We start from the raw sequence: 19,173 nt of genomic DNA, 5'->3' as shown, positions 1-19,173 counted from the left end.
TGGCCACCACGGGCGAAGGTATCCCGGGCCGTCCGCCTTACCAAATCCCTGGGGGTCTCAATGCTCGAAATCGTTGTTGCCGGCGCTGTGGTACTCACCGTGGTCGGGCTGATTTTCCTGCCTGTGCTGGCGCAGTGGGCAGGGGTGCTGCTGATCGTGGACTCGCTGCTGTCGCCGCTGCTCGGCGGCGAGGTGGGTTTCGCGGTGCTGTGGCTGATGGTCGGGTTCGGTGTGTGGCTGTTGGGCCATTTGGTCGAGGCGCACCGTAACGACGGGTACTGGGGTTCCCGGCTCGCCGAATGGGTGTTCCGGCTGCCGGTCCTGCGTGAGCTTCGCCCTACCTGGTGACCGACCCGACCGGCCTATAGGCGGGGTCGGCGCGGGCTGCTCGTCGACGCGCCGAAGGTGGCTGGTCGCCTTCGGGGCGGGGGCCCGCCCACGGAGGGTGCCGTCGGCGGTGGGGAGGGTGCGGGGCGCGGGGTTGGGGGCGGCGGGTCTGTGGTGAGCAGGGTTCGGCGGCGCTGTGTGAGGTCGCTGATGGAAAGGGTGAGCTCGCCGGCGCGTTGCGGGTCGCTGCCGGGGGCGATAGTGATCAGTTCGTGCCGCAGGTCGGCGATTCGGTCCGCCAGGTATTGGTCGGTGAGCTTGGTGAACAGCGCAATGACGTGCCGGCCGGTGTCGGTATCGGGCAGTCGCAGTGGGTCGACGGTCAGCCTTGTCGCGGTGGAGGTGTGATCTCCGAGGTGGTCGAGCACAGCGCGTATCCACCGGCCGGTGTCTTCCGTTGCGGTGTGTGTCCCGCCTTGCTGTGTGATCGCGGTATGGATTCGCGCACAGTCCGGATCGCTGAACACTTCGGTGTCCAGGTCGTCGAATCCGTGCGCGGCTGCCAGTGCGGGTTGTTGCAGGGCGATCTGCAACGCGGTGTGCTGCCAGCGCTGTGCGCCGGGTGATCGGGCCCGCGCATCCGGCACTCCGGGCTCTGCTGGCCGGGGGCCGGGCTGGGGCAGTAGCGCTTTGGCTGCGCTGGGATCGACACCGAGCGAGGTGGCCAGGGTGGCGGCGTATTCGCTGCGCATCACCGGGTCGGGTAGTTCGGCCACGATCGACATGGCGTGGTGCAGGGCTGCGACCCGTCCGTCGACCTCGGCGAGGTTGTGTTCGGCGAGAGCGGAGTGCAGGACGAACTTCACCAGAGAGCCCCGTTGGGCCAGCAGATCGTGGAGTCCGCGGTCGCCGTCGCGTTGGCGTAGTTCACACGGGTCGAGGCCCTCGGGGGCCAGGGCGATGGTGGTGCGGCCGGGGATCGCTTTGACGTGGCGGAAGGCGCGTTCGGCGGCTTCTCGGCCGGCGCGATCGCCGTCGAAGAGGAAGCACAGTTCGGCGCGCCAGGTTTTGTCGTCGAGCAGGATCCGGCGCAGCGCGGCGAGGTGGTGTTCGGTGAAGGCGGTGCCGCAGGTGGCGATCGCGTGGGTGATGCCGGCGGCGTGCATCGCCATGACATCGGTGTAGCCCTCGACGACAACCGCCTGGTGGTGTTTGCCGATGGCGCGGCGGGCCTGGTCGAGGCCGTACAGCACCTGCGACTTCTCATACAGCGGGGTTTTCGGGGTGTTCAGGTATTTCACGTCGAGGGGGTCGTCGGTGAACAGGCGGCGAGCGCCGAACCCGAGCACGTCTCCGCCGGCATTGCGGATGGGTGTGATCAGCCGCCCGCGGAACCGGTCGATCTGCCCGAGGCGCCCGGCCCGGGACAGCCCTGCGGTCTCGAGCTCGCGCTCGGAGTATCCGCGTCCACGTAGATGTTTGGTCAACGCGTCCCATGACTTGGGTGCGAACCCGCATCCGAAGGCGCCGATCACCGAGTCGTCGAACCCGCGCTGGGTGAGGAACTGTCGTGCCGGCGCGGCGTCGGTGGTCTGGAGCTGTTCGGCGTAGAACTGGGCGGCGTCGTTGTTCGCTGCCAGAAGCCGGGCCCGGGTGTCTCGTTCGCGGTGCGCTGTTGTGCCGCCGCCCTCGTAGCGGATGGTGTATCCGATCCGGTCGGCAGCCATCTGCACTGCTTCGGGAAACGAGATCTGCTGGTGCTTCTGCAGGAACCCGAAGACATCACCGGATTCGTGGCAGCCGAAGCAATGAAACAGCCCGCGGTCGGGATTGACGTGGAACGACGGCGTGCGCTCGTCATGGAACGGACACAGGCCCTGCAGGGATGTACCGGCCGGTCGCAGCTGGACGTACTCCCCGATCACCTCCTCGATGCGGGAAGCAGCCCGGATCGCTTCCTTGTCGCGGTCGGGGATCCGCCCGGGCCGCGTCATAGCCGGGGCTTTCTGCGGTTTGCCGCCGCCGACGCGACCCCTGGTATCGGCCGGCGCGGTGCGGCGGCGCGTGGTTCAGGGCGGGCCGCGACAGTGGTGGCCTTCGGCGGGCTCGGCGCGGAGGCAGTACGCACGCCTGACTGGGCCGCGGGCTCCGACGACGCGTGAGGGTGTGAGTCGCTGGCGGCGGCGCGGGTCTGTTCTCGTCCCGATCCCACGGTCAGGGTGGACACGGTCTTGCCGGTTGGATCGCGTCGGCGCAGGAGTAGGCCGTCGGGAGCCAGGCCGTCGGGCATGGGTGTGGAGTGGCGGATTGTGTCGCGCCATGCGCGGGCGATGTCGGCGCCGGATTGTGCCTGCCGGTGATCGTTGTCGAAGTCGAGGAGGATGTCGGCGGCGGCCGGGTGGTGTTGATGCTCGGGATGCGCGTCGAGCAGGGCGGTGAGCGTGGGAAATTTCTCCTCGGTGAACAGTGTGTCGCTGTCGAAGTCGGTGATGGAGTGGAACCATCGGTCGGGTCCTTCGGTATGCGACCAGCCGATTTGCGCGTTGTGAAGAGCGGTGCCCGGGACATCGGTGATGTTGACCGAGACGCCGTTGAACTGCAGGTCTGTGAGGTGCTGTTCGGCCCGCTGGATGGCCGCGTCCAGGTACGGCGTGTATCTGCGGCCGAGGTCGACAAGCCTCACCGGCCGGGTCGCTCGGTCGATATGCTTGATTGCCCACTCGGTCTGGTCGGCGCGTCCGATGGAGGCGGCGAACTTGCTCAGTGTGGTGCGCAGGTTGTCGCGGTGGATCGCGGTTTCGAATGCCGATGCCGCCATGCCGGGATCGTTGAGCTGTTGGGTGGCGATCATATATTCGGTGCGCAGGGCCGACAGTTGTTTGGTGTCGGTGTAGTCGTCGCGCGTCCGTCGGGCGGTGGGCCACAGGGAGTTGAGGGTTTCGAGTTGGGCGATGTGCTCGGCGACCGGCATGGGCTGGGTCTGCCAGCAGAGCCGCTGTGCCCCGGTGGCGGGGTCGGGCCGATAGATCGCCGATTCCACGACAGCGTCCGGCGCGGTCTCCCAGCTGCTGCCCAACAGCCATGTGCAGGCCACCGATTCACTGGGGTGATACGCGGTGCGGCTGGTTCCGCGGTTGTCGCGGAACGACGCGAAATACGGTGTGTCGCTTTCACCGGCGATCAGGCGCTGCCACACGGGCAGCTCGTCGACCCGCGCGGCCAGCGCCGCCCCGACGCCGGTTTGATCCGGCTCGGGTGCTGTTGCGGAGGATTTGGTTACTTCGGCGAGATCGGTGTCGCGCAGCGGTATCTGGGTCCTGTCGTGGTGCCCGTCTTCGTGCCGTAGTTCCTGGGCGTGGCGGCGTTCGGAGGCGCTGAGCCCTCCTCGATTCAGCTCTGTGGTGAAGGCCTCGTAGGTATGGGTCAACAATCGGCCGGAACCGGGCGGGGCCCCGTCGGACCTCAGTCGTGAGCGCTGCTTAATCGCTGCGTGCAGGTAGGTGTAGCGGTTGAGTGCTTCGGCGATCGACTGGAACCGGTCCCGGCGCACAGTGTCGATGACCGCGAGGCGGGTAGAGATGTCGGCGAGGGGTGGGTCGTCGTTTTCGAGGTCGTTGGCGAGCGACCATGCTTCGGGGACCGAGACCTCCCGCAGCCACTGGACGAAGTCGTCGCGGCGATCTCCGATCAGATACCCCAGAGCATCGCGCTCGCTGGCACGCAACGCCGCCGCCGGCATCAGCTCCGTGGTGAGGCGATCCAGCAAATGCAGGTCCCGGCGCTGTGCGACTCGGGGGTCATCGACTTCGGGGCCGTTGACGTAGTCACGCAGGGCCTCGAGGGCCCGGGCCAATTCCGGGGGTCGTGCGGCCGATCCGGTGGGCGAGCCCGGGATGGTGGGGTCGGGAGGTGCGGACATCGTGTTCTCCAATCACGGTGGGTCACCGGGCGCTCGCGGGCCGGGCGGCCGGGGTAGACACAGACGCGGTTTCGGGGGCACCGTTGCTTCGGGAGTCGGCGATGAGCAGCCGGGCACGCACCGCGGCGGCGTGATGGCGCAGCGTGGGCTCGACGAGCATCGTGGTGATCTCGCGATGCAGGTGGTGTTGTGCGTGGATTTCGGCGCGCCACTGCCGCTCGGACTCGGAGCCGCGGTGACGCGCGGCGGCCAACGTGGGCAGCGTCGCTGCGCGGGTTTCGTAGTCGAGGACCAGCGACAGCAGCAGGAGGTGATCGAGGTGGGGCAGGCCCAGAATCAGGGTGCCGTCGAATTCGGTGACGCCGGCGAGGGTGTCTTCGATCTGGTCGGCGGGACCGGTGAGGTCATGGACGTATGCGCCGGTGCGGGTATCGACGATGCTCGCCCGCAGCACCTCCACCGGCGCGCTGTCGGTGTGCAGCGTGTGCAGGAGAGCTTCGCGGGCATGGCGAACGCTGGCGTAGCGGGCGCCTATGAGCGGTGCTCCGGGCGGTGTGTGCCCGGCGTCCTCGGTAGTGGAATCGACCGGGTCGAGCGCGGCGCGGAAGGCGCCGTCCGGGCGGATCAGCAGCGCCAGGTCGGCGCCGCGAAGCACGGTGGTGGCTCGCCGGTGAATATCGGTGGTGAGCGCCCCGGTGGCCAGAAGCGCGCCGATATCGCCGCGCAGCCGGGACCGGTAGCGCGGTAGCTCATCCTGCACGGCCTGGTCGCGCAGTTGCGCGAGGCACCAGCGGTATTCGTCGAGAAGAGAGGACAGCACCGCGGTGTCGGTGCCGGGAATGCGGCTGACCGGTGAGTGTTCGCCGCGGTCGGCGGCCAGGACGGTCAGCGCGGCCACGACCTCATCGGCGGGACCGGTGAGGTGGTACACGCCGGCCGGTGACCGGTCCGGGTCGCTGCGCTCGACCACCGTGCGGCACGGCGAACTCCCGGCCCGGGCGCCGTGGTGTTGCAACCATGTGCGGGCCAGCCATGCAGTATCGAAGCGTGCCCGGCGGCGGGCGTGCACCTGGTCGTAGGCGGCGTCCATGATTTCGAACCGGGCATGGAAGCGCCCTGCGGGCTGTGGGGGCGGGCACCAGCGGTGCCACAGCAGCGGCGGCTCGGTCCGCGGCGTGGACCCGGACAGGTCTGGGCGAAGGCTCTTGCGGTGGGCGGTGGGCAGGTCGTGGCGGGTCATGGTGTGGGCTTTCTGTGCAAGACGGCGGTCGGTGCGGGCCGGTCGGTGTCAGGCAGCTGCTGTGGATTCGGGCGGCCGAGTTCCAGGGCTGCCGCGGCCAGGACGAGGGCGCTGGCCACCAGATCCGTTGCTGTGGTCTGGGCATCGATGAGCAGGGCCCCGGCGAGAGTCGCCACCAGTGCTTCGTTCAGGCCGACCACGCCGGTGGTGGTCGGTGTCAGGTCGCGGGCGGCCAGCCAGAAGAACGCGAAGCCCGGTCCGAGTAACAGTCCCCCGATCGCGGCGAGCCCGAGCGACTGGTCGATGGTGGGCGCAGAGCCGTTGAGCGCGGCGAGGACGAACAGCGGCGCGCCCAGTACCGCAGCCGCCAGCAGCTGCAACCCGGCGGCCGATTCGCTGCTGCGGCCGTCGGCTTCGCGGACCACCACCGTGATCAGGGCAGCGACGCAGGCCGCGCTGGCCACGGCCAGCACGCAGCCGGCCAGGGCCGGTCCCAGCGATGTGGTCGCGGGCGGTTGCCCGGCGATCAACGCCAGCGCCACAGCCACGGCGGCGAGTTCGACCCCGACGGTGAGCGTGAGCGGGCGGCGGCCGCGCACAAGGTGCGTGAGGATCAACAGGATCGGCGCGGTGAGGTGCAGTGCCACGACCACCGGCAGCGGCCCGATCTTCAACGCGGCCACGTAGCAGGCGAGATTCAGCACTTCCAGCGCACCGAGGGTCGCGAACAGTCGTGGGGAATGCCGGAATTCGGCCCAGGGGGCGTGTCCGCGCAGTACCGCGAAGATCAGCAGCGTGGCGGCGGCACCCGCGGCGACCGGTGCCGCGGCGAAACCGGGCGTGTCCACGGTGGCAAGTCCTGCGCTCGCGGTACCCCACAGGCTGGTCGCGATGATCATTCGCGCCAGCCCCCGGCCGGTGCGCTGCGGTGCCCGGTGCGGCGCTGGGCGGTGGTGGTGGGGTGTGAGGTCGGGTGCGGTCATGCGGGAGGGCGGCTTTCAGGTTCGTGCGCTGCGTCGGGTGTTGTGATGGGGGCGAAAGAAGTTCTGGAAGATCTGGCGACGGCGCTGGGTGGGCGTGAAGCGTTGTGTGCGCGCGGTAGGCCTCTGGGTTCCGGGGGCCGGGCCGTTGCGGGGTGGGTCGGCGCTGGTGTGGGCGGAGCCGGTGGCGGTGTTGGGTAGGGAGCGCTCGGCCCAGCGGGTGCGGCGTTCGCGCCCGCGTAGCGCGTGCTCGTGGGCCCGGCGGGCGTGGTTTTTGATGATGGTGTGCACTTCGACCCGGGTGCCGGGGTCGACGCCTGTGTCGAGGAGGTGTTGCCCGAGGTCGTTGACGGCGGTTTGGTAGCGGCGTAGCAGCCGGTCGCGGTTGTCGTTGTCGGTGGCCACCTGGGTGACGACGGTGTGCAGGGTGTTCATCGTGGCGGTCACGGTCGCGGCGTCGGTGCGTGGCAGCTTGTCGGGGTCGATGAGGATTCCAGTGCTGTCGAGGAGTTGGGTTAGGCGTGTGATGACCCGCTCGGGGTGAGTGGCGTAGCGTTCGCCGGCGATGTCGCGGCGGATGAACTGCGCGGTCTCATCGCGGGCCGGTCCCTCAACCGCCAGGTCATCGAGTTTTTGCACGAATTCGCGTGTGGCAGCCATGAAATCGGTGCGGCGCTGGTCGATCGGGCCACTGTCGTCTCGTAGCGCGGTGAGAGCGTCTCGGAGCGGTTCGTGCAGGTCTGTCGGTAGCCGCGAGGCGGCCAGCGGGTCGCTGGGCGCGAATATCTGCGCCTTGTCGAGGACTTCGGTGACCTCGGTGACAATCTCGGAGGCGATCTCGCTGCCGCGGTGGCGGTGGCGCCGCGTGTCCGCCTCACGTTTGGTGGGTTCGTCGACCCACAACAGGATGGGGAGTTCGGTTTTGCCGGTGTCGATGTCGTGGAGTACCGCGCGGATCTGGGTGCGCTCGATGGGGGTGAGTCCGTGCCCGTGGTCGGCGGCAGCGACGAGCTGGTGGCGTTTGTCGCGGATCCCGTCGACCAGGGTGAGCATGTCGTCGCTGGGCTGTGCCCGGCCGGTGGCGACCTCCTCGGCATGCCGGTGCGCAGTGGTGACGTCGCCCAGGTAGTCACGTAACAAGGCGGAGAGCTGTTCTCGGTCCACGGGCTCAGGCCCTGGCGGTACGGCCGGACCTGGGCCGGCGGCGGTCCCCGGCCCGGGGATGTTCGGCGGCAAGGTCGGCCCGACAGGGCCGGGCTGTGGCGGCCCCGACTGCCCGGAGTCGCCCTCGGGGGCGGGCCCACTGCCTCGCGCCGCGCCGGAGGACGGGCCAGCCTCGTCCCCGGCGCCCGAGAACGGTGTCGCGTCACCGGCTCCCTGGCCTTGCCCAGGGTTCGCGCCGGCCGCGGCCGCTTCGTCTCGGCCGCCTTTGCTGCGCCGCCCACCACGCCGGTTCCCACTCCTCTGCTGGCCACCTTCCCCCGCGGACCTGTGCTCACCGGTCGGTGCTGGGCCCGTCTCGCCCGGCGAGGTGGCGCTGAGGCCGGTGGCCGGGTCGGAACCGGTCATGGGGTGTGGGGGTTCGGTGGTGGCCGGTGGCGGGGCGGGAAGGAAGACCGGTGTGTCGAGGAGATCGAGTGAGGTGTCGGTGGCGTGGCCGGTGAGGTAGTCAACCAAGAACAGGGTTTGGGCGCGGTCGTGGTCGCTGAGGCCGGTGCCGGTGAGTTGTTGTTCGAGCTGGTCGCGGCGCCGGCGCACGGCATCCGGTTCCAGGGCGTCGATGTCGGCGGGATCGGCGGCCCAGGCGGTGATCGCGGCGCTGGCTTGGGCGTGGTCGGTTGCGGACAGATATGTGCTGGACAGCAGGTGGCTGACCGCGTCACTCGCGGCCTGTTCCCGTTGCAACACTGCGGCACGCTCGATGGTTGCCTGGACTGCGTCGATGGCGCCGACGAAACCGGGGTCGGCGCCGACGGTGTTGTCGGCGGTGCTGATTTTCAGGCCGTAGTTGAGGTCGTAATGGGCGATGAGCTTGTCGAGGGCGGTACGCGCAATCTCGGAGCTGTCGCTCCAGGTCATCGCGTCGGTGAGAGCGGCGGCGAGATCTTCGCGGGGCAAATCCAACCGCAGCGTGCGCAAACGTTGTTCGGCGGCGGTCCGGGCAGTGGCGACGCGTTCAGCGTGCCGTGCCAGCTTCTCGTCGTCGCCGTCGGAGATCGCGGCTTCGGCCTCTTTGATATCGCGGATCTGTTTGGCCGCGCGCCGCATCGCCAGCATGACCAGCAGGTAGGCCAGCCGCTGGAACAGGCCCGTGGGGGCGGTGTCGCTGTCTGCCATGGTCAGCCTCCGTTCAACCGAGGGACGTGCCGCCGGTGTGCGGGTGGGGATCCCGGTGTTGCGGCGGCCGGGCGGGTAAGTGGTGGGCGGCGACCACCGTGGGCCGGTGCGGAGGGGGACGCATGCCGGCGCGATACGGTGGCCGCCGCCGATGCGGACAACGGGTGATAGGGCGGTCGCGAGGTTCGGGGCCGCGCCGCCCGGTAGCCGTGTCCGCGGTCGATGCGCACTGCCGGTCCCGGCAGGCCGGGTCCGGGCTGGATGCAGTGCGCGGACATCGTGGGTCAGCCCTGGGCCTGAGGGGAGGACTGGTGGTTGCGGGAGTTGCTGCGGCGTTCCACGTCAGCGGTGATGAACTGGTTGATGCCGGGATCTTCGACCGGCACTTGGTGTTTGTAGCTGCATTTCTCGCCGCTGCAGTCGGCGAGCAGTCGTTGTACGACCTCGAGGGAGGACCGGTACCACTGGGTGTGCCAGGCGGTGGCGTCTTCTCGGTAGACGATGATCTCCTCGTCGCGTCCGACGAAGTAGACCGCCTTGTGGGCTGCCATGAGCGCGGTGAGTTCCCGTACGACGGGGCTGTGCCGCGGCCAGCACGGTTTGATTTTGGTGCCGAGCTGATAGGCGTCTCGCAGCCAGGTCACCCACTCGTGGAGTTCTTTCCACAGGGCGCGTGCTTCGTCTTTGGTGAGGTGCTCCCAGCACAGCGGGCCCGGGACCAGGCCACGGTTTTCGCTGGGCGCGGTGGATGTGGTGACGGGTGCGGTGCTGGTCATGACGTTGCTCCTGTGCGGGCGGTGTCCTGGTGGTGGCGGTATCGGTCGGGGACGCGGCCGTTGCGCACGATCGAGTCGAATTCGGCGAGGCTGGCTTCGACGCGTTTTCTGGTGTGCGGGACCTGCCAGACCGTGGGCAGATGCACTTTCATCGGGCGGGCGTTGCGGTAGAGCAGCAGCCCGTGGTCGGTGTCCATCTCGCGCAGTTCGGCGGCGGTCATGATCGGTTCGTCGTGCAGCTGGTAGGAGGGGGCGCCGCGGCCGATGGTGGCGCGCCATTCCTTGCGGTTGCCGATCAGGCGTGAGATTTCGTTGAGTTCGTCGCCGCGCATGCCGGGCAGGAGCAGCATCGCCGGCGCGGAGTAGGCCAGCATCAGTCCGCCGTGGTCACCCCACCGCTGCTGGTTTTGCCGCTGGTTGTGCGCGAACGCCCATACGGTGATGCCGCGGCCACCGGAGTCGGAGAAGATCGAGGGCAGATCGGGGATGGGGGCGACGTTGTTGACCTCGTCGAGGATGAGCCGTACCGGTGGATCGAGCCGGCCCGAGGGGTGTTTCTGGGAGGCGCGGTCGGCGACGTGGTGAACTTCGGCGGCCAGCGCGGCCACGAACGGGGCCATGCTGCCGGTCGTGCCTTTCGACACCAGATACAAGGTGTTGTGGTGGGTCGTGTCGAGCACGAACGAGGCGACATCGAAGCTGTCGTCTTGGTCGACGTCGATGGCGTTCATCAGCTTCGGTGAGGCCAGCGGTTCGAAAAGCCGTGCGGCGGCAGCGATCACGTCGTCGGAGGATTCGGAGCCGGAGTCGAGGATCTGATCGAGCTCGGCGGCCCAGTCCGGCAGGTCGCGGGCCAGGATCTCGCGGGCCACGGTGGTGGTGCGCGAGGACACCCACCGGCGCACCTCCCGGATGCTGATCCTCTCCCGCGCTGCGGCGTGCATGTAGCAGCGCACCAGTGTGGCCGCTTTGTTTTCGAAGTATCCGCCGTTTTTCGTGCCCTCCATCGGCATCGCGCGGGCCATGGCCGCGGCGCGGCGAATCGCGGTATCGGGGTCTTCGCAGCCGGCGAGGATGGACCATCGGATGCGGTCGGGCCAGCCGGTGAGGTCTTCGGGATCGAACACCGCGACCGCGCCGACCTCGGCGCGGTCCGCGATCGTGGCGCCGAGCACGTCTCGGGATTTGGTGGTGGTGGCCAATACGAACCCGGGTGCGTTGTCGACGAGTTGGTAGGCCAGACGCCAGGTCTTGCCCGAGCCGGTCGGTCCTTCGACCAATACGGCGTCGCGGTGCTGCAGGTAGACCATCTGGTCGGGGTGGTCGACCAGCGGCCCCAGCGGCACGGCCATAGTGGCCGGGTCCATGCGCGGGCGTGCGCGCAGCAGTGCGGGTCTTCTCATTTCCTGCGCCTCCGGATCGGTGAGGGGAGGTGGTGTTTGCTGCGTTCGGCCAGACGAGGAAATTCATTGGCGGCCTTGTTGACCGCACTGTGGGCGTCGAGCCCTGCGCGGCGCAGGTCGCTGTTGGTGGCCAGACCGGAGCGCTGGTGGCGGTGACGACGGCGGGCATCGAACTCGGCGCGTGCCATCGCCGCGGCCGAGGTGACGATGAGGGTGACGGTGACGATGCACAGCCAGGTCAGCCACGCCGGGCCCGGCCGCGGGTCACCCGGCCACGCCGCAGCCGGGTCGTCGGGGTCGCGGACCAGCCCGCGCAGGACTGCGCCGATACCGTCCCAGCCCGGCACCGCCAGGCCGTTGCCCCACAGCAGGCCAGATATGGCGCCGCCGCCGAAGATCCCACATCCTGTGACCCAGGCGAGGAACAGTCCCAGTTCCATGCCGGCTGGGAGCAGGGATCGTTCGCGTACCGGTGCCAGTGGCATCGCCTGCGGATCATCGTCTTTCATAGGCTCGCTCCCGGTGCAGGCGGCATGACCGGCTTGGGTTTGACCAGCCGGGCCAGAATCAATGGCAGGTAGGTTGCTTCGCGCTCGATCGCGATGCAGCGCTTGCCCTCCAGTGCGCAGGCCTCGGCGGTAGTGCCACTGCCGGCAAAAGGATCGAGCACCAGTCCGGTCGGCGGCGTGACGAGACGTACGAGCCAGCGCATCAACGCGATCGGTTTGACCGTGGGATGCCGAACACCATGGACCTGAGGTCGCTCAGAAGAACCGGCTCTGGCGGTGTAGAAATATCGGCTTGTCGTGAGGGCAGCGGAAACTGCCTCGTCCAGCACGACATTGGCCGGCCATCGGCCCTTGGTGGCATCGAAGTCGGCTGAGCTGCTCGGAACTCCGTAGGTGGATACACGCGTCCGTTTTGCGTTCGCCAGGCCGTAATCGATGCGCTCGCGTCCGTCAATCCGGCATCCGTCGATATTGAGTGCACCTGTCCCGTACATGAAGACGTTGTGGGCAACCGTGCCGGCCAGAGGCTTTCGGGCAAGGACGATAGGTTGGAACCCCGGCTTCAGTGCGGTCCCCCAGCCTTCCCATTGCTGCTCGGCATCAATGTCGCTGTCGCGAACCGGCTGTCCACGAGTTTTCTGGCGGTGGTGCTGGATCGCTTGGGGCACGTCGAGCGATTTCGGGAATCCGCTGCCGTACAGCCAGGCGATCGAGTCGCGCAGGTCGAATCCTGCGCATTCGATGCCTGTCGCGAGTCGATGCCAGGTGCGGGTGCCGCCAAACGCGACTAGGTGTCCTCCGGGCTTGAGCAGCCGCAAGCATTCGGTTGCCCACGTCTGGCTCCATTCCTGGAACGGCTCGCCAGCGGTGTCTGCCGTGGGTGCTGTCGCGGTCGATCCCCGCTGTGCAGGGTCTGTTAGGCCGCGTTTGCAGACGCGGACCTGCGGTGACGCTACTCTGAACGAATCCCATTCGGCACCCATGAAGTTCAATCCGAACGGCGGATCGGTCACCACGGCATCGATCGAGTCCGCGGGCATTTCGCGGAGTAGCTCCAAGCAGTCCCCGGCATAGACTGTGACTGCCTTGTCGCGGTAGTGCGGCTTCATGATGTTGCCGCGTGTGTGGAGCGCTCACTGAGTAAACGCCGACCTCGGTTCATATCACCGGCCTGAGAACGACGAGCCAGCGAACCCGGCGCGAGAGAAACGAACTCAGTCATCGGTACCTACCTGGCGGGCTTTGGCTTGCCTCATGTGCGTCCTTTCACGGCGGTGTCGGTGTCGGTGAGCACGATTTCGTGCGGGGACCGGATGTGTTCGAGCAGGAACGGGTCTCGGGTGCCGATCTTGACCAGGGCTTGTCCGCGCCCGAGCCGCATGAGTGCTTCTTCGGTGCCGGCGGGCAGCCGGTACAGGCGCACGGTTTCGCGGATGTCGTCCTCGCGGTCTTGGCCGAACAGCACGACGATGCTGGCTTCCTGCATCAGCGCCCGCGCCGGTGAGTTTTCGGGTAGGTCGGAGATGTGGTGGAACGCCGAGACCGTGCCCAGGCCCAGGCCGCGGGAAAGTTTCATATTCGCCTGGAACACTTCACCGGTGGATCCCTGGGCGACGTGCCAGCCTTCCTCGACGATGAGCACTGTCTGCTGGAAACGTGAGGAGCGGGACGCGAGCCGGTTGGCCAGCCATGTGTTGATGACCGTCATCACGATCCGCAGTGCGGGCCCGTCGGTGGGCAGCGCCGAGAGATCGAAATGCACGAGGCTGTGCTGTTCGAGTGCGTCGCTGACCTGCGGGCTGGTTTCCTGATCGACCAGGCCTTTGAGGTCGCGGTCGGCCAGGCGCAGCAGCGCCAGCCCCGGTTGCAGGCCCCATTCGCGGGCGCGTTCTGCCCACCGGTCACCGAACATCGTGCCGTCGCCGGGTTCGGGGTTGAGCAGCCGCATCGCCAGGTCCCGCACGACCGGGGCGCGGCCCTGGGCGCGGGCTTCGGCGTTGATGACCTCCAACACCATTCCGACAGCTGCTTTTTCGCGTTCGTCGAGGTCGCGGCCCATACTGTCGGCCAGCACGGCCAGCACGAGCGCTTCTTGTCCGGCGGGTACGACACCGTCGAGTCCGCCGCTGTGTTCACCTCCGGTGGAGATGGCCGGGTCGAGGAGGTTCACGCATGCCCCTCCCCCGCCGGTCTTGAACCGGATCGAGGCCGCGCCGAGGGCGCGGGCGATGGGGGTGTATTCCCCGACTCCGGACTGCGGTTTGCGGTCCAGGATCACCACCTGCCGGTTGGGGACGAGCTGGCGCAGGCAGAACGCGGTTTTGATCAGCGAGGATTTGCCTTTGCCGATATCGCCGATGACGCAGACGTTGATGCCGCTGATCTCGTCGCCGTAGAGGGCGAATTGGTCCAGGATCTCGAGTTCCTGGCTGATCTTGTTCAAGCCTGCGGCCACACCTTCCTGACGCACGGAGCGGCGGCTGGTGGCCAGGTTGAGGGCTTCGGCCTGTCGGGTGGTCGACCACGCTCCTTCCCTGCGTGGCTCATACCAGCCGAGTTTGTCCAGCCAGCGGCGGCGTTTGGGTGGCGGCCGCCGCACCGGTTCGGACGCGCCACGCTCACCGGTGGTGGGTGTGGTGTTGCGGGGTGCGGGCAGGCCGAGTAGGCGCCGGGCCAGGCTTTTGCGTGGTCGGCGTGGGACTGGTGGGGTGCGGGTCAGCGTCGATGCCATCGCTGCTCACCGGGTGTAGGAGGTGGGAGCGAGCCCACGGCCGAGGGGCAGGGTGGCGAACAGGCTGACGTCGTGGTCGTCGGTGGCCCACTCGATTTCGCTGATGGCCGAGTCGTTGGCGGCTTCGGTGACACGCAGGCAGGCGCGTTCGAGGTCTTCCTTGTCGCGGCCGGTGACGGCGACCGCCAGCGAGTAGATCACGCCGTGGTGCCCGGAGCCCGGCCTGAGGTCGTGGCGGCGGCGATCGGAGGCCGACAGTAAGACGTCGCTGCTGCCGTCGTCGATCTTGCCTTTGCGCTGCTCTTTGACCTTGCGGGCCTCATCGGCGGTGAAGTCGCCGCGTGCGGCGGCCCGGGCCCGCGCGGCGGGCACGAAGTCCATGCGCACCGAGACGGTGCGGATGGTCGGCATGGGGGCGGTGTCGTCGTCGCCGGGGTCGGCTTCCACCCCGGTCAGCAGCGGCGCCAGCCACAGGGTTCCGAGTGGGGCGGGTTCGATTGCGCGGGGCGGGATGAACCCGACCCGGGTCCGCCATCGCCCGTGGGGTGAGATGGCCACAGAGCCGCGGCCACCGAGGTAGCTGGGCCAGCAGTTGCCCCAGGTGGCGTCGCGATGGCGGGCGAGGGCGAAGTCGGGGTCGATGCAGGCCCGGAGCACCGCGCACGCCCGGCGTTCGCCGTAGACCTCGACGTTGCCCATGCCGGCGTTGGCCAGCATCCGGGCGGCGCGTTCGGTTTCGTCGCGCACCAGTTGCGCGATCCCGCCGTAGATGGTGGCGTTCTTGGCGCGCGCGATGCTGGCGGTCTCGTTCATGAAGGCATCGGTTTGCGGAAGGCGCAGGCACACATAGCTGCGGTGCTCTTCGGCCAACGGGCTCAACACATCCAGCAGAGCCCCGTAAGAGGCGACCGCCGGGAGCAGACGCTCGTCGGTGAGGGCGGCGACTTGGGCTTCGGCCCATCGTTTGTGCGGGGCCATGTCGTGGGGCACGCTGCGATGCACCAGCTGGATACCGCGGATGAACGAGCTGGACTTGGCCATGTTCGCCAGGAACGCGCCGAACGCGGCCGAGGTGGCGGCATAGGCGGTGTCACCGCGCAGTCCGCTGGCGACGCCGTCGACGGCGAGGACCACCGAAAAATAGGTGCGTTCTCCGGGGTTGGCGTGGCGCAGGATGAACATGTCGTCCAAGCCGGTGCCGTCGACGTCCAGCGGTGCGGTGTTGCCCAGCGGCACCGGCAACGCCCACCCTGGGTCCAGGCGCGGGTCGCCGAACGCGGGATCGCCGGGATTGCGGTAGACGTGCTCGCCGCGGCGGCGGCGGTCGAAGGTCCGCAGGGTGTGCAGGCGTTGCGAGGCCCAGGAACGTTGCCCGTTCCATTCCATGGTGGCGGCGAACACCGTCGCCAATCCGATGATGATCGCCGCGATCGACCATGTGGTGGTGCCGGCCAGCAGATACAGCGCGACCGCGATCAGGATCGACAGGCCCCAGGTCACCATCACCGGTTGCGAGAGCCCGAGCCAGGATCGCCGCGCGATCTCGCCGCCGAGGATGTAACTGCGTTGCTCGCTCATTGCTGCTGCTCCGCTTCTCCCGGAGTGGCTTCGGCGGCCGAGCGTGCCTTGTTCAACGCTGCCGCCGATGCCTGCGCTGCAGCAGGGATGGCCAGCGAGGCTGCGGTCCCCCCGACGCGCAGCGCCTTTCCCAGCGCGGCCTTCTTGCCGCCGGAGCCGGCGGATTTCGCCGCGCCGCCGCCTCCTGCGCCGCCCGAACGCCGCTGCAGCATGTCGCCGAACCGTGCTTCGGTGCCGCTGCGGCCGTCGCCGCGTCCGGCAGTGCGCCACGCGGGCCCGGGATCTCCGCCACCGCCGCCGGTGCCGCCGCGCGCGGTGCCGCCGGTGCCGCCGCGGTCCTTGCGGTCACCGCGGTCGCGCTGCCCGCCGCCGAAGCGGTACCACATGTGGCTGCTGGCGACGCCGCCGAGCGCACCAGCCATCAGCGACCCCGAATGCGCTCCGAAACCGGAGGCATCAGCGCGGGTGGGTAGCAGCGGCGCATATTTCACCAGCGACCACGGCGCCAGCCCCACCACGAGGAAACTGACGACGATCATGCACAACTTGCCCAGGGTGCCGGTGTCGCCCTCGGTAGCCGCCTCCCCGGTCAGTTCGGCGTTGATCACCCCGGTCTGCACGGCCAGCAGGAAAAACAGCAGCGGTTTGGAGAACACGATGCCGATGAACACCAGCACCGGGCGCAGTGCCTTGGGCCGCCATTTCGGGTGCACCCACATCCCGAACCCGATTCCGGCCGCCACGGCCAGGATCGGCAACGCGTTGGCGTGCATCAGCAGCCCGAAGAACACCCCCAGCGCTCCGGCGATCAGCAGCAGGAACAGGAAAAGCCCGACGATCGCGCCGCCGGGAAGCCCGGGCGCGGTGAGCTCTCCAGTGAAGGTGGTGAGGTTGTTGACCATCTCGCCCATATCCGGCCCGGAGGCGCGGGTGATCGATTCCGACAAGGCGTTGGACAACTCGACCAGCATTTGGGCCAGCAGCGGGGCGAACAGCATCATCACCACCCCGGCCGGGGCGTAGCCGAGGAGGTCGCCAGCGATGGACTTCACGGTTTCGCCCTTGGCCGAGGCCCGCCACAGAGCCAGAATCGTCATCAGCGCCATCACCACGATCCCGAGCCCGGTCGACATCGCATACCAGCGCAGAAACCACGGTGCCGCCGGGTCGAAACCGCCGACACCGGACAGACCGGTGAGCACTTCCGTCGAGAGCTGCACCGCGCCTTCTTTCGACGAAATCGCCCAGTCGTCGATCACCGATTGCGGGTCCGCAACGAATGCGACCACCGTCGGCACCGCGGTCCCCCACACCCAGGCGAACGCGTTGACGTAGGCGGCGCCCGCCGCGAACGCCACCCCGAACGCGGCGTCGAGGCGATCGGAGAAGGAGGTGTTGGCGTCGATCCACTGCGCAGTGCCGATGAACAGCTGAGCGACCGAGCGGTTCCACGCGATGCAGCGCCGCAGATCGTCGGGAGAGGGATCGGCTTGCTCACAATCGACGAAGAAGGCGCGGTTGCAATAGATTTCCTCGACCTCACCACCGCAGGGGTCTGTCCAGGCCTGCTCGGGCACCGTGTCGAATCCGGCGGCGTTGCGGATATCGTTCATCGACTGCCGGTCCGGGGTGGCAGCCCACTCCAATCCCCAGGTGTTCCAGCTCGGAGTCGCCCACCGCTTCAGATCATCGGCACAGTAGGGGGTGCGCATACTGTAGGCGGCATCGCCTTTCGGGAAGACCCGCGGCAAAAACTGTTCTGGTGGCTTCTGTCCCTGCTCGACGATCTGCGCGGCCTGGGCTTCCGCGTCGAGTGCGGTGCCCGGGGCGCCCAGCATCGCGCCGCGGAGCATGGCCGTTTTCTGTTCGTCGTCAGCGGTCCAATACAGCAGCTGGTCTTCGACAGCGAACACAGCGTTGATGTAGGTGCCGAGATCACCGCCACGGTCGCTGCAGGCGCCGGTAAACCATGGCCCGGCCCGGAATTCGTCGCTGCCGCCGATGAATTGTTTGAGCTCGTCCGGGAACCCGCTCGGGAGCATCGACGTGCGCGCGGGGGCGTTGTTCGACGGGTCTGTGGGCGCCGCGTGGGCTACGGTGCCGGTGCACAGACCGCAGCACAGTGCGGCCAGTACGATAGCGAGTACGCGGCGCCGCATCGTTTGCCCCCTTCCTCAGTTGACGTAGAAGCTGTAGTAGCCGCCGACCAACGGGCGCGTGAGCGGACTCGGGGCATCCGGTGCAATGACTTCGTCGGGGGTCGGGCCGACCTGGCCGGTTTTCTCCTTGACCTTCCAGTCCTCGCCTTCCCACACCAGCGACACCGTGTTCGACGTCCACAGCGTCGTGACCGACACCGGATCCCCGGGAGCGATCGAGGCCCGCGAAACCCCCATGGTCCACACCGACACCTCCGCGGCGGTGTCGGTGAGAGACAGGACCGACACGGCGGCGGGCAGCACGGTCAGCACGTCGCCGTCGTTGCCGCGGTCGCGGCTGATCTCGATCGATTCACGCAGCTGCGGGCCGGGTTCGGCCGCCACCACCACCCGCACCACATTGGCCATGTCGATCCGGCCCTGCCCGGCTTCGGCCAGTGCCTGCACGGCGTTGACCGCGGCGGTCGCTGCGCCCTCGGCGTCGCGGGTGTAGCCGGCGGGGACGTTGTCGATGACGCGTGTCGGGCCATGGGCGGCGCGGACGGTGAACCCTGACTCCTCGCCGGTGCCGGCGAGGCTGTCGCAGCGGCTCACCGCGACGATCATGACGACGAACACGGTCACCACCACGGCCACCGCGATCACCAGCGGCCAATCGAACCGTGGGCGCGCAGCCCGTGACCCCACCCCCATGCTGTTCTCCGTGTCCGCGGCCGGGGCCGCGGGTTTGCTCGTGTCGTCGGGGGTCAGACCGGCGAATCCTTTTGCTGTCAAAGTACTGTCTCCGTATTCCGCTGTGTGGTCTCAGCCGCCGACGACGAACAGGATCGCGGCGACGATCGGGCTGGCCAGCCCGGCCAAACCGAGGGACACCAGGGCGTCTTGTAGGTCTTCCATCCCTTCGCTGAGGTCGCCGGCGTAGCCGCGGTTCTTGGCGCGGCGCACCTTGTAGGCGCCGACGATCACGCGGACGGTCGCGCCGATGAGCACCGCAGCCCAGATCGCGGCCACGACTCGCTTCCAGGCGGTATCGAGCGCGGTACCGAACAGCGAGAAGTTGGGCCGGATACCGTCGAGCGGGTTCTGAATCCCCTGCGCCGACGCAGGGCCGCCGCACATCAGCGTCCAGATCGTCAGCGTGTATACCGTCGTCGCCGCGCGCGCTGCCCGCCGCCACCGGTCAGGGACACAGCGCTTCGGGGCCCGGTGTTGTG

General features: G+C 68.4%; 15 protein-coding genes. 1 reads left to right on the top strand and 14 read right to left on the bottom strand.

From position 1 onward, the window contains the following. The first annotated feature begins 60 nt into the window (after positions 1-60). The gene (locus ACFWPH_RS28235; RefSeq protein WP_378755192.1) at positions 61-348 is read left to right on the top strand and encodes a hypothetical protein; all 288 of its coding nucleotides are present in this window, start codon (positions 61-63) and stop codon (positions 346-348) included. A 14-nt stretch (positions 349-362) separates the two neighbouring features. Here the strand turns inward: ACFWPH_RS28235 and dnaG are convergent, their stop codons facing one another. The 14 genes from dnaG to ACFWPH_RS28165 all read right to left on the bottom strand — a co-directional run bounded on the left by dnaG (position 363) and on the right by ACFWPH_RS28165 (position 19,078). Next, positions 363-2,321, bottom strand: a complete 1,959-nt coding sequence (gene dnaG / locus ACFWPH_RS28230) for a DNA primase (RefSeq protein ID WP_378755191.1) — start codon at positions 2,319-2,321, stop codon at positions 363-365. Beyond that, positions 2,318-4,246 carry a hypothetical protein gene (locus ACFWPH_RS28225; protein WP_378755190.1) on the bottom strand — a complete coding sequence of 643 codons (1,929 nt, stop codon included), beginning with the start codon at positions 4,244-4,246 and terminating at the stop codon, positions 2,318-2,320. The genes dnaG and ACFWPH_RS28225 overlap by 4 nt, the downstream gene beginning before the upstream one ends. Positions 4,247-4,268: 22 nt before the next feature. Next, entirely contained in the window at positions 4,269-5,486 is a 1,218-nt protein-coding gene (locus ACFWPH_RS28220) for a hypothetical protein (protein WP_378755189.1), read from the bottom strand. After that, positions 5,483-6,469 carry a hypothetical protein gene (locus ACFWPH_RS28215; RefSeq protein WP_378755188.1) on the bottom strand — a complete coding sequence of 329 codons (987 nt, stop codon included), beginning with the start codon at positions 6,467-6,469 and terminating at the stop codon, positions 5,483-5,485. The genes ACFWPH_RS28220 and ACFWPH_RS28215 overlap by 4 nt, the downstream gene beginning before the upstream one ends. A gap of 15 nt (positions 6,470-6,484) precedes the next feature. Further along, positions 6,485-8,803, bottom strand: coding sequence for a hypothetical protein (locus tag ACFWPH_RS28210; protein WP_378755187.1), 2,319 nt, complete (start codon positions 8,801-8,803; stop codon positions 6,485-6,487). 284 nt (positions 8,804-9,087) lie between these two features. Further along, a complete protein-coding gene (locus ACFWPH_RS28205) occupies positions 9,088-9,579 on the bottom strand; it encodes a hypothetical protein (protein WP_378755186.1) in 492 nt (163 codons plus the stop codon). Then, positions 9,576-10,982 carry a type IV secretory system conjugative DNA transfer family protein gene (locus tag ACFWPH_RS28200; protein WP_378755184.1) on the bottom strand — a complete coding sequence of 469 codons (1,407 nt, stop codon included), beginning with the start codon at positions 10,980-10,982 and terminating at the stop codon, positions 9,576-9,578. The genes ACFWPH_RS28205 and ACFWPH_RS28200 overlap by 4 nt, the downstream gene beginning before the upstream one ends. Continuing rightward, positions 10,979-11,491, bottom strand: a complete 513-nt coding sequence (locus tag ACFWPH_RS28195) for a hypothetical protein (RefSeq protein WP_378755183.1) — start codon at positions 11,489-11,491, stop codon at positions 10,979-10,981. Before ACFWPH_RS28195 ends, ACFWPH_RS28200 begins: the two co-directional genes overlap by 4 nt. Further along, complete coding sequence (locus ACFWPH_RS28190) at positions 11,488-12,600, bottom strand: DNA-methyltransferase (protein WP_378755182.1); 1,113 nt, start codon at positions 12,598-12,600, stop codon at positions 11,488-11,490. Before ACFWPH_RS28190 ends, ACFWPH_RS28195 begins: the two co-directional genes overlap by 4 nt. Before the next feature lie 143 nt (positions 12,601-12,743). Continuing rightward, positions 12,744-14,222, bottom strand: coding sequence for an ATP/GTP-binding protein (locus ACFWPH_RS28185; RefSeq protein WP_378755181.1), 1,479 nt, complete (start codon positions 14,220-14,222; stop codon positions 12,744-12,746). Positions 14,223-14,228: 6 nt separating this feature from the next. Further along, positions 14,229-15,800 carry an SCO6880 family protein gene (locus ACFWPH_RS28180; RefSeq protein WP_378755180.1) on the bottom strand — a complete coding sequence of 524 codons (1,572 nt, stop codon included), beginning with the start codon at positions 15,798-15,800 and terminating at the stop codon, positions 14,229-14,231. Continuing rightward, on the bottom strand, positions 15,797-17,959 hold the full coding sequence (locus ACFWPH_RS28175; RefSeq protein ID WP_378755179.1) for a hypothetical protein: 2,163 nt from the start codon (positions 17,957-17,959) through the stop codon (positions 15,797-15,799). Before ACFWPH_RS28175 ends, ACFWPH_RS28180 begins: the two co-directional genes overlap by 4 nt. 15 nt (positions 17,960-17,974) lie before the next feature. Continuing rightward, positions 17,975-18,604: a hypothetical protein gene (locus tag ACFWPH_RS28170; RefSeq protein ID WP_378755178.1), complete on the bottom strand. Its 630-nt coding sequence runs from the start codon at positions 18,602-18,604 to the stop codon at positions 17,975-17,977. Positions 18,605-18,763: 159 nt separating this feature from the next. Then, complete coding sequence (locus ACFWPH_RS28165) at positions 18,764-19,078, bottom strand: hypothetical protein (RefSeq protein WP_378755177.1); 315 nt, start codon at positions 19,076-19,078, stop codon at positions 18,764-18,766. Positions 19,079-19,173: the final 95 nt, after the last annotated feature.

The organism is Nocardia sp. NPDC058499 (assembly GCF_042719915.1).
Lineage (GTDB): Bacteria > Actinomycetota > Actinomycetes > Mycobacteriales > Mycobacteriaceae > Nocardia.
The sequence above is the reverse complement of the archived record's forward strand: the minus strand, read 5'-3'. Positions and strand labels throughout refer to the sequence as shown.

Coding starts and splice junctions, on each gene's coding strand:
- ACFWPH_RS28235 (WP_378755192.1), top strand. CDS start 61: ATGCTCGAAATCGTTGTTGCCGGCGCTGTGGTACTCACCGTGGTCGGG.
- dnaG (WP_378755191.1), bottom strand. CDS start 2,321: ATGACGCGGCCCGGGCGGATCCCCGACCGCGACAAGGAAGCGATCCGG.
- ACFWPH_RS28225 (WP_378755190.1), bottom strand. CDS start 4,246: ATGTCCGCACCTCCCGACCCCACCATCCCGGGCTCGCCCACCGGATCG.
- ACFWPH_RS28220 (WP_378755189.1), bottom strand. CDS start 5,486: ATGACCCGCCACGACCTGCCCACCGCCCACCGCAAGAGCCTTCGCCCA.
- ACFWPH_RS28215 (WP_378755188.1), bottom strand. CDS start 6,469: ATGACCGCACCCGACCTCACACCCCACCACCACCGCCCAGCGCCGCAC.
- ACFWPH_RS28210 (WP_378755187.1), bottom strand. CDS start 8,803: ATGGCAGACAGCGACACCGCCCCCACGGGCCTGTTCCAGCGGCTGGCC.
- ACFWPH_RS28205 (WP_378755186.1), bottom strand. CDS start 9,579: ATGACCAGCACCGCACCCGTCACCACATCCACCGCGCCCAGCGAAAAC.
- ACFWPH_RS28200 (WP_378755184.1), bottom strand. CDS start 10,982: ATGAGAAGACCCGCACTGCTGCGCGCACGCCCGCGCATGGACCCGGCC.
- ACFWPH_RS28195 (WP_378755183.1), bottom strand. CDS start 11,491: ATGAAAGACGATGATCCGCAGGCGATGCCACTGGCACCGGTACGCGAA.
- ACFWPH_RS28190 (WP_378755182.1), bottom strand. CDS start 12,600: ATGAAGCCGCACTACCGCGACAAGGCAGTCACAGTCTATGCCGGGGAC.
- ACFWPH_RS28185 (WP_378755181.1), bottom strand. CDS start 14,222: ATGGCATCGACGCTGACCCGCACCCCACCAGTCCCACGCCGACCACGC.
- ACFWPH_RS28180 (WP_378755180.1), bottom strand. CDS start 15,800: ATGAGCGAGCAACGCAGTTACATCCTCGGCGGCGAGATCGCGCGGCGA.
- ACFWPH_RS28175 (WP_378755179.1), bottom strand. CDS start 17,959: ATGCGGCGCCGCGTACTCGCTATCGTACTGGCCGCACTGTGCTGCGGT.
- ACFWPH_RS28165 (WP_378755177.1), bottom strand. CDS start 19,078: ATGTGCGGCGGCCCTGCGTCGGCGCAGGGGATTCAGAACCCGCTCGAC.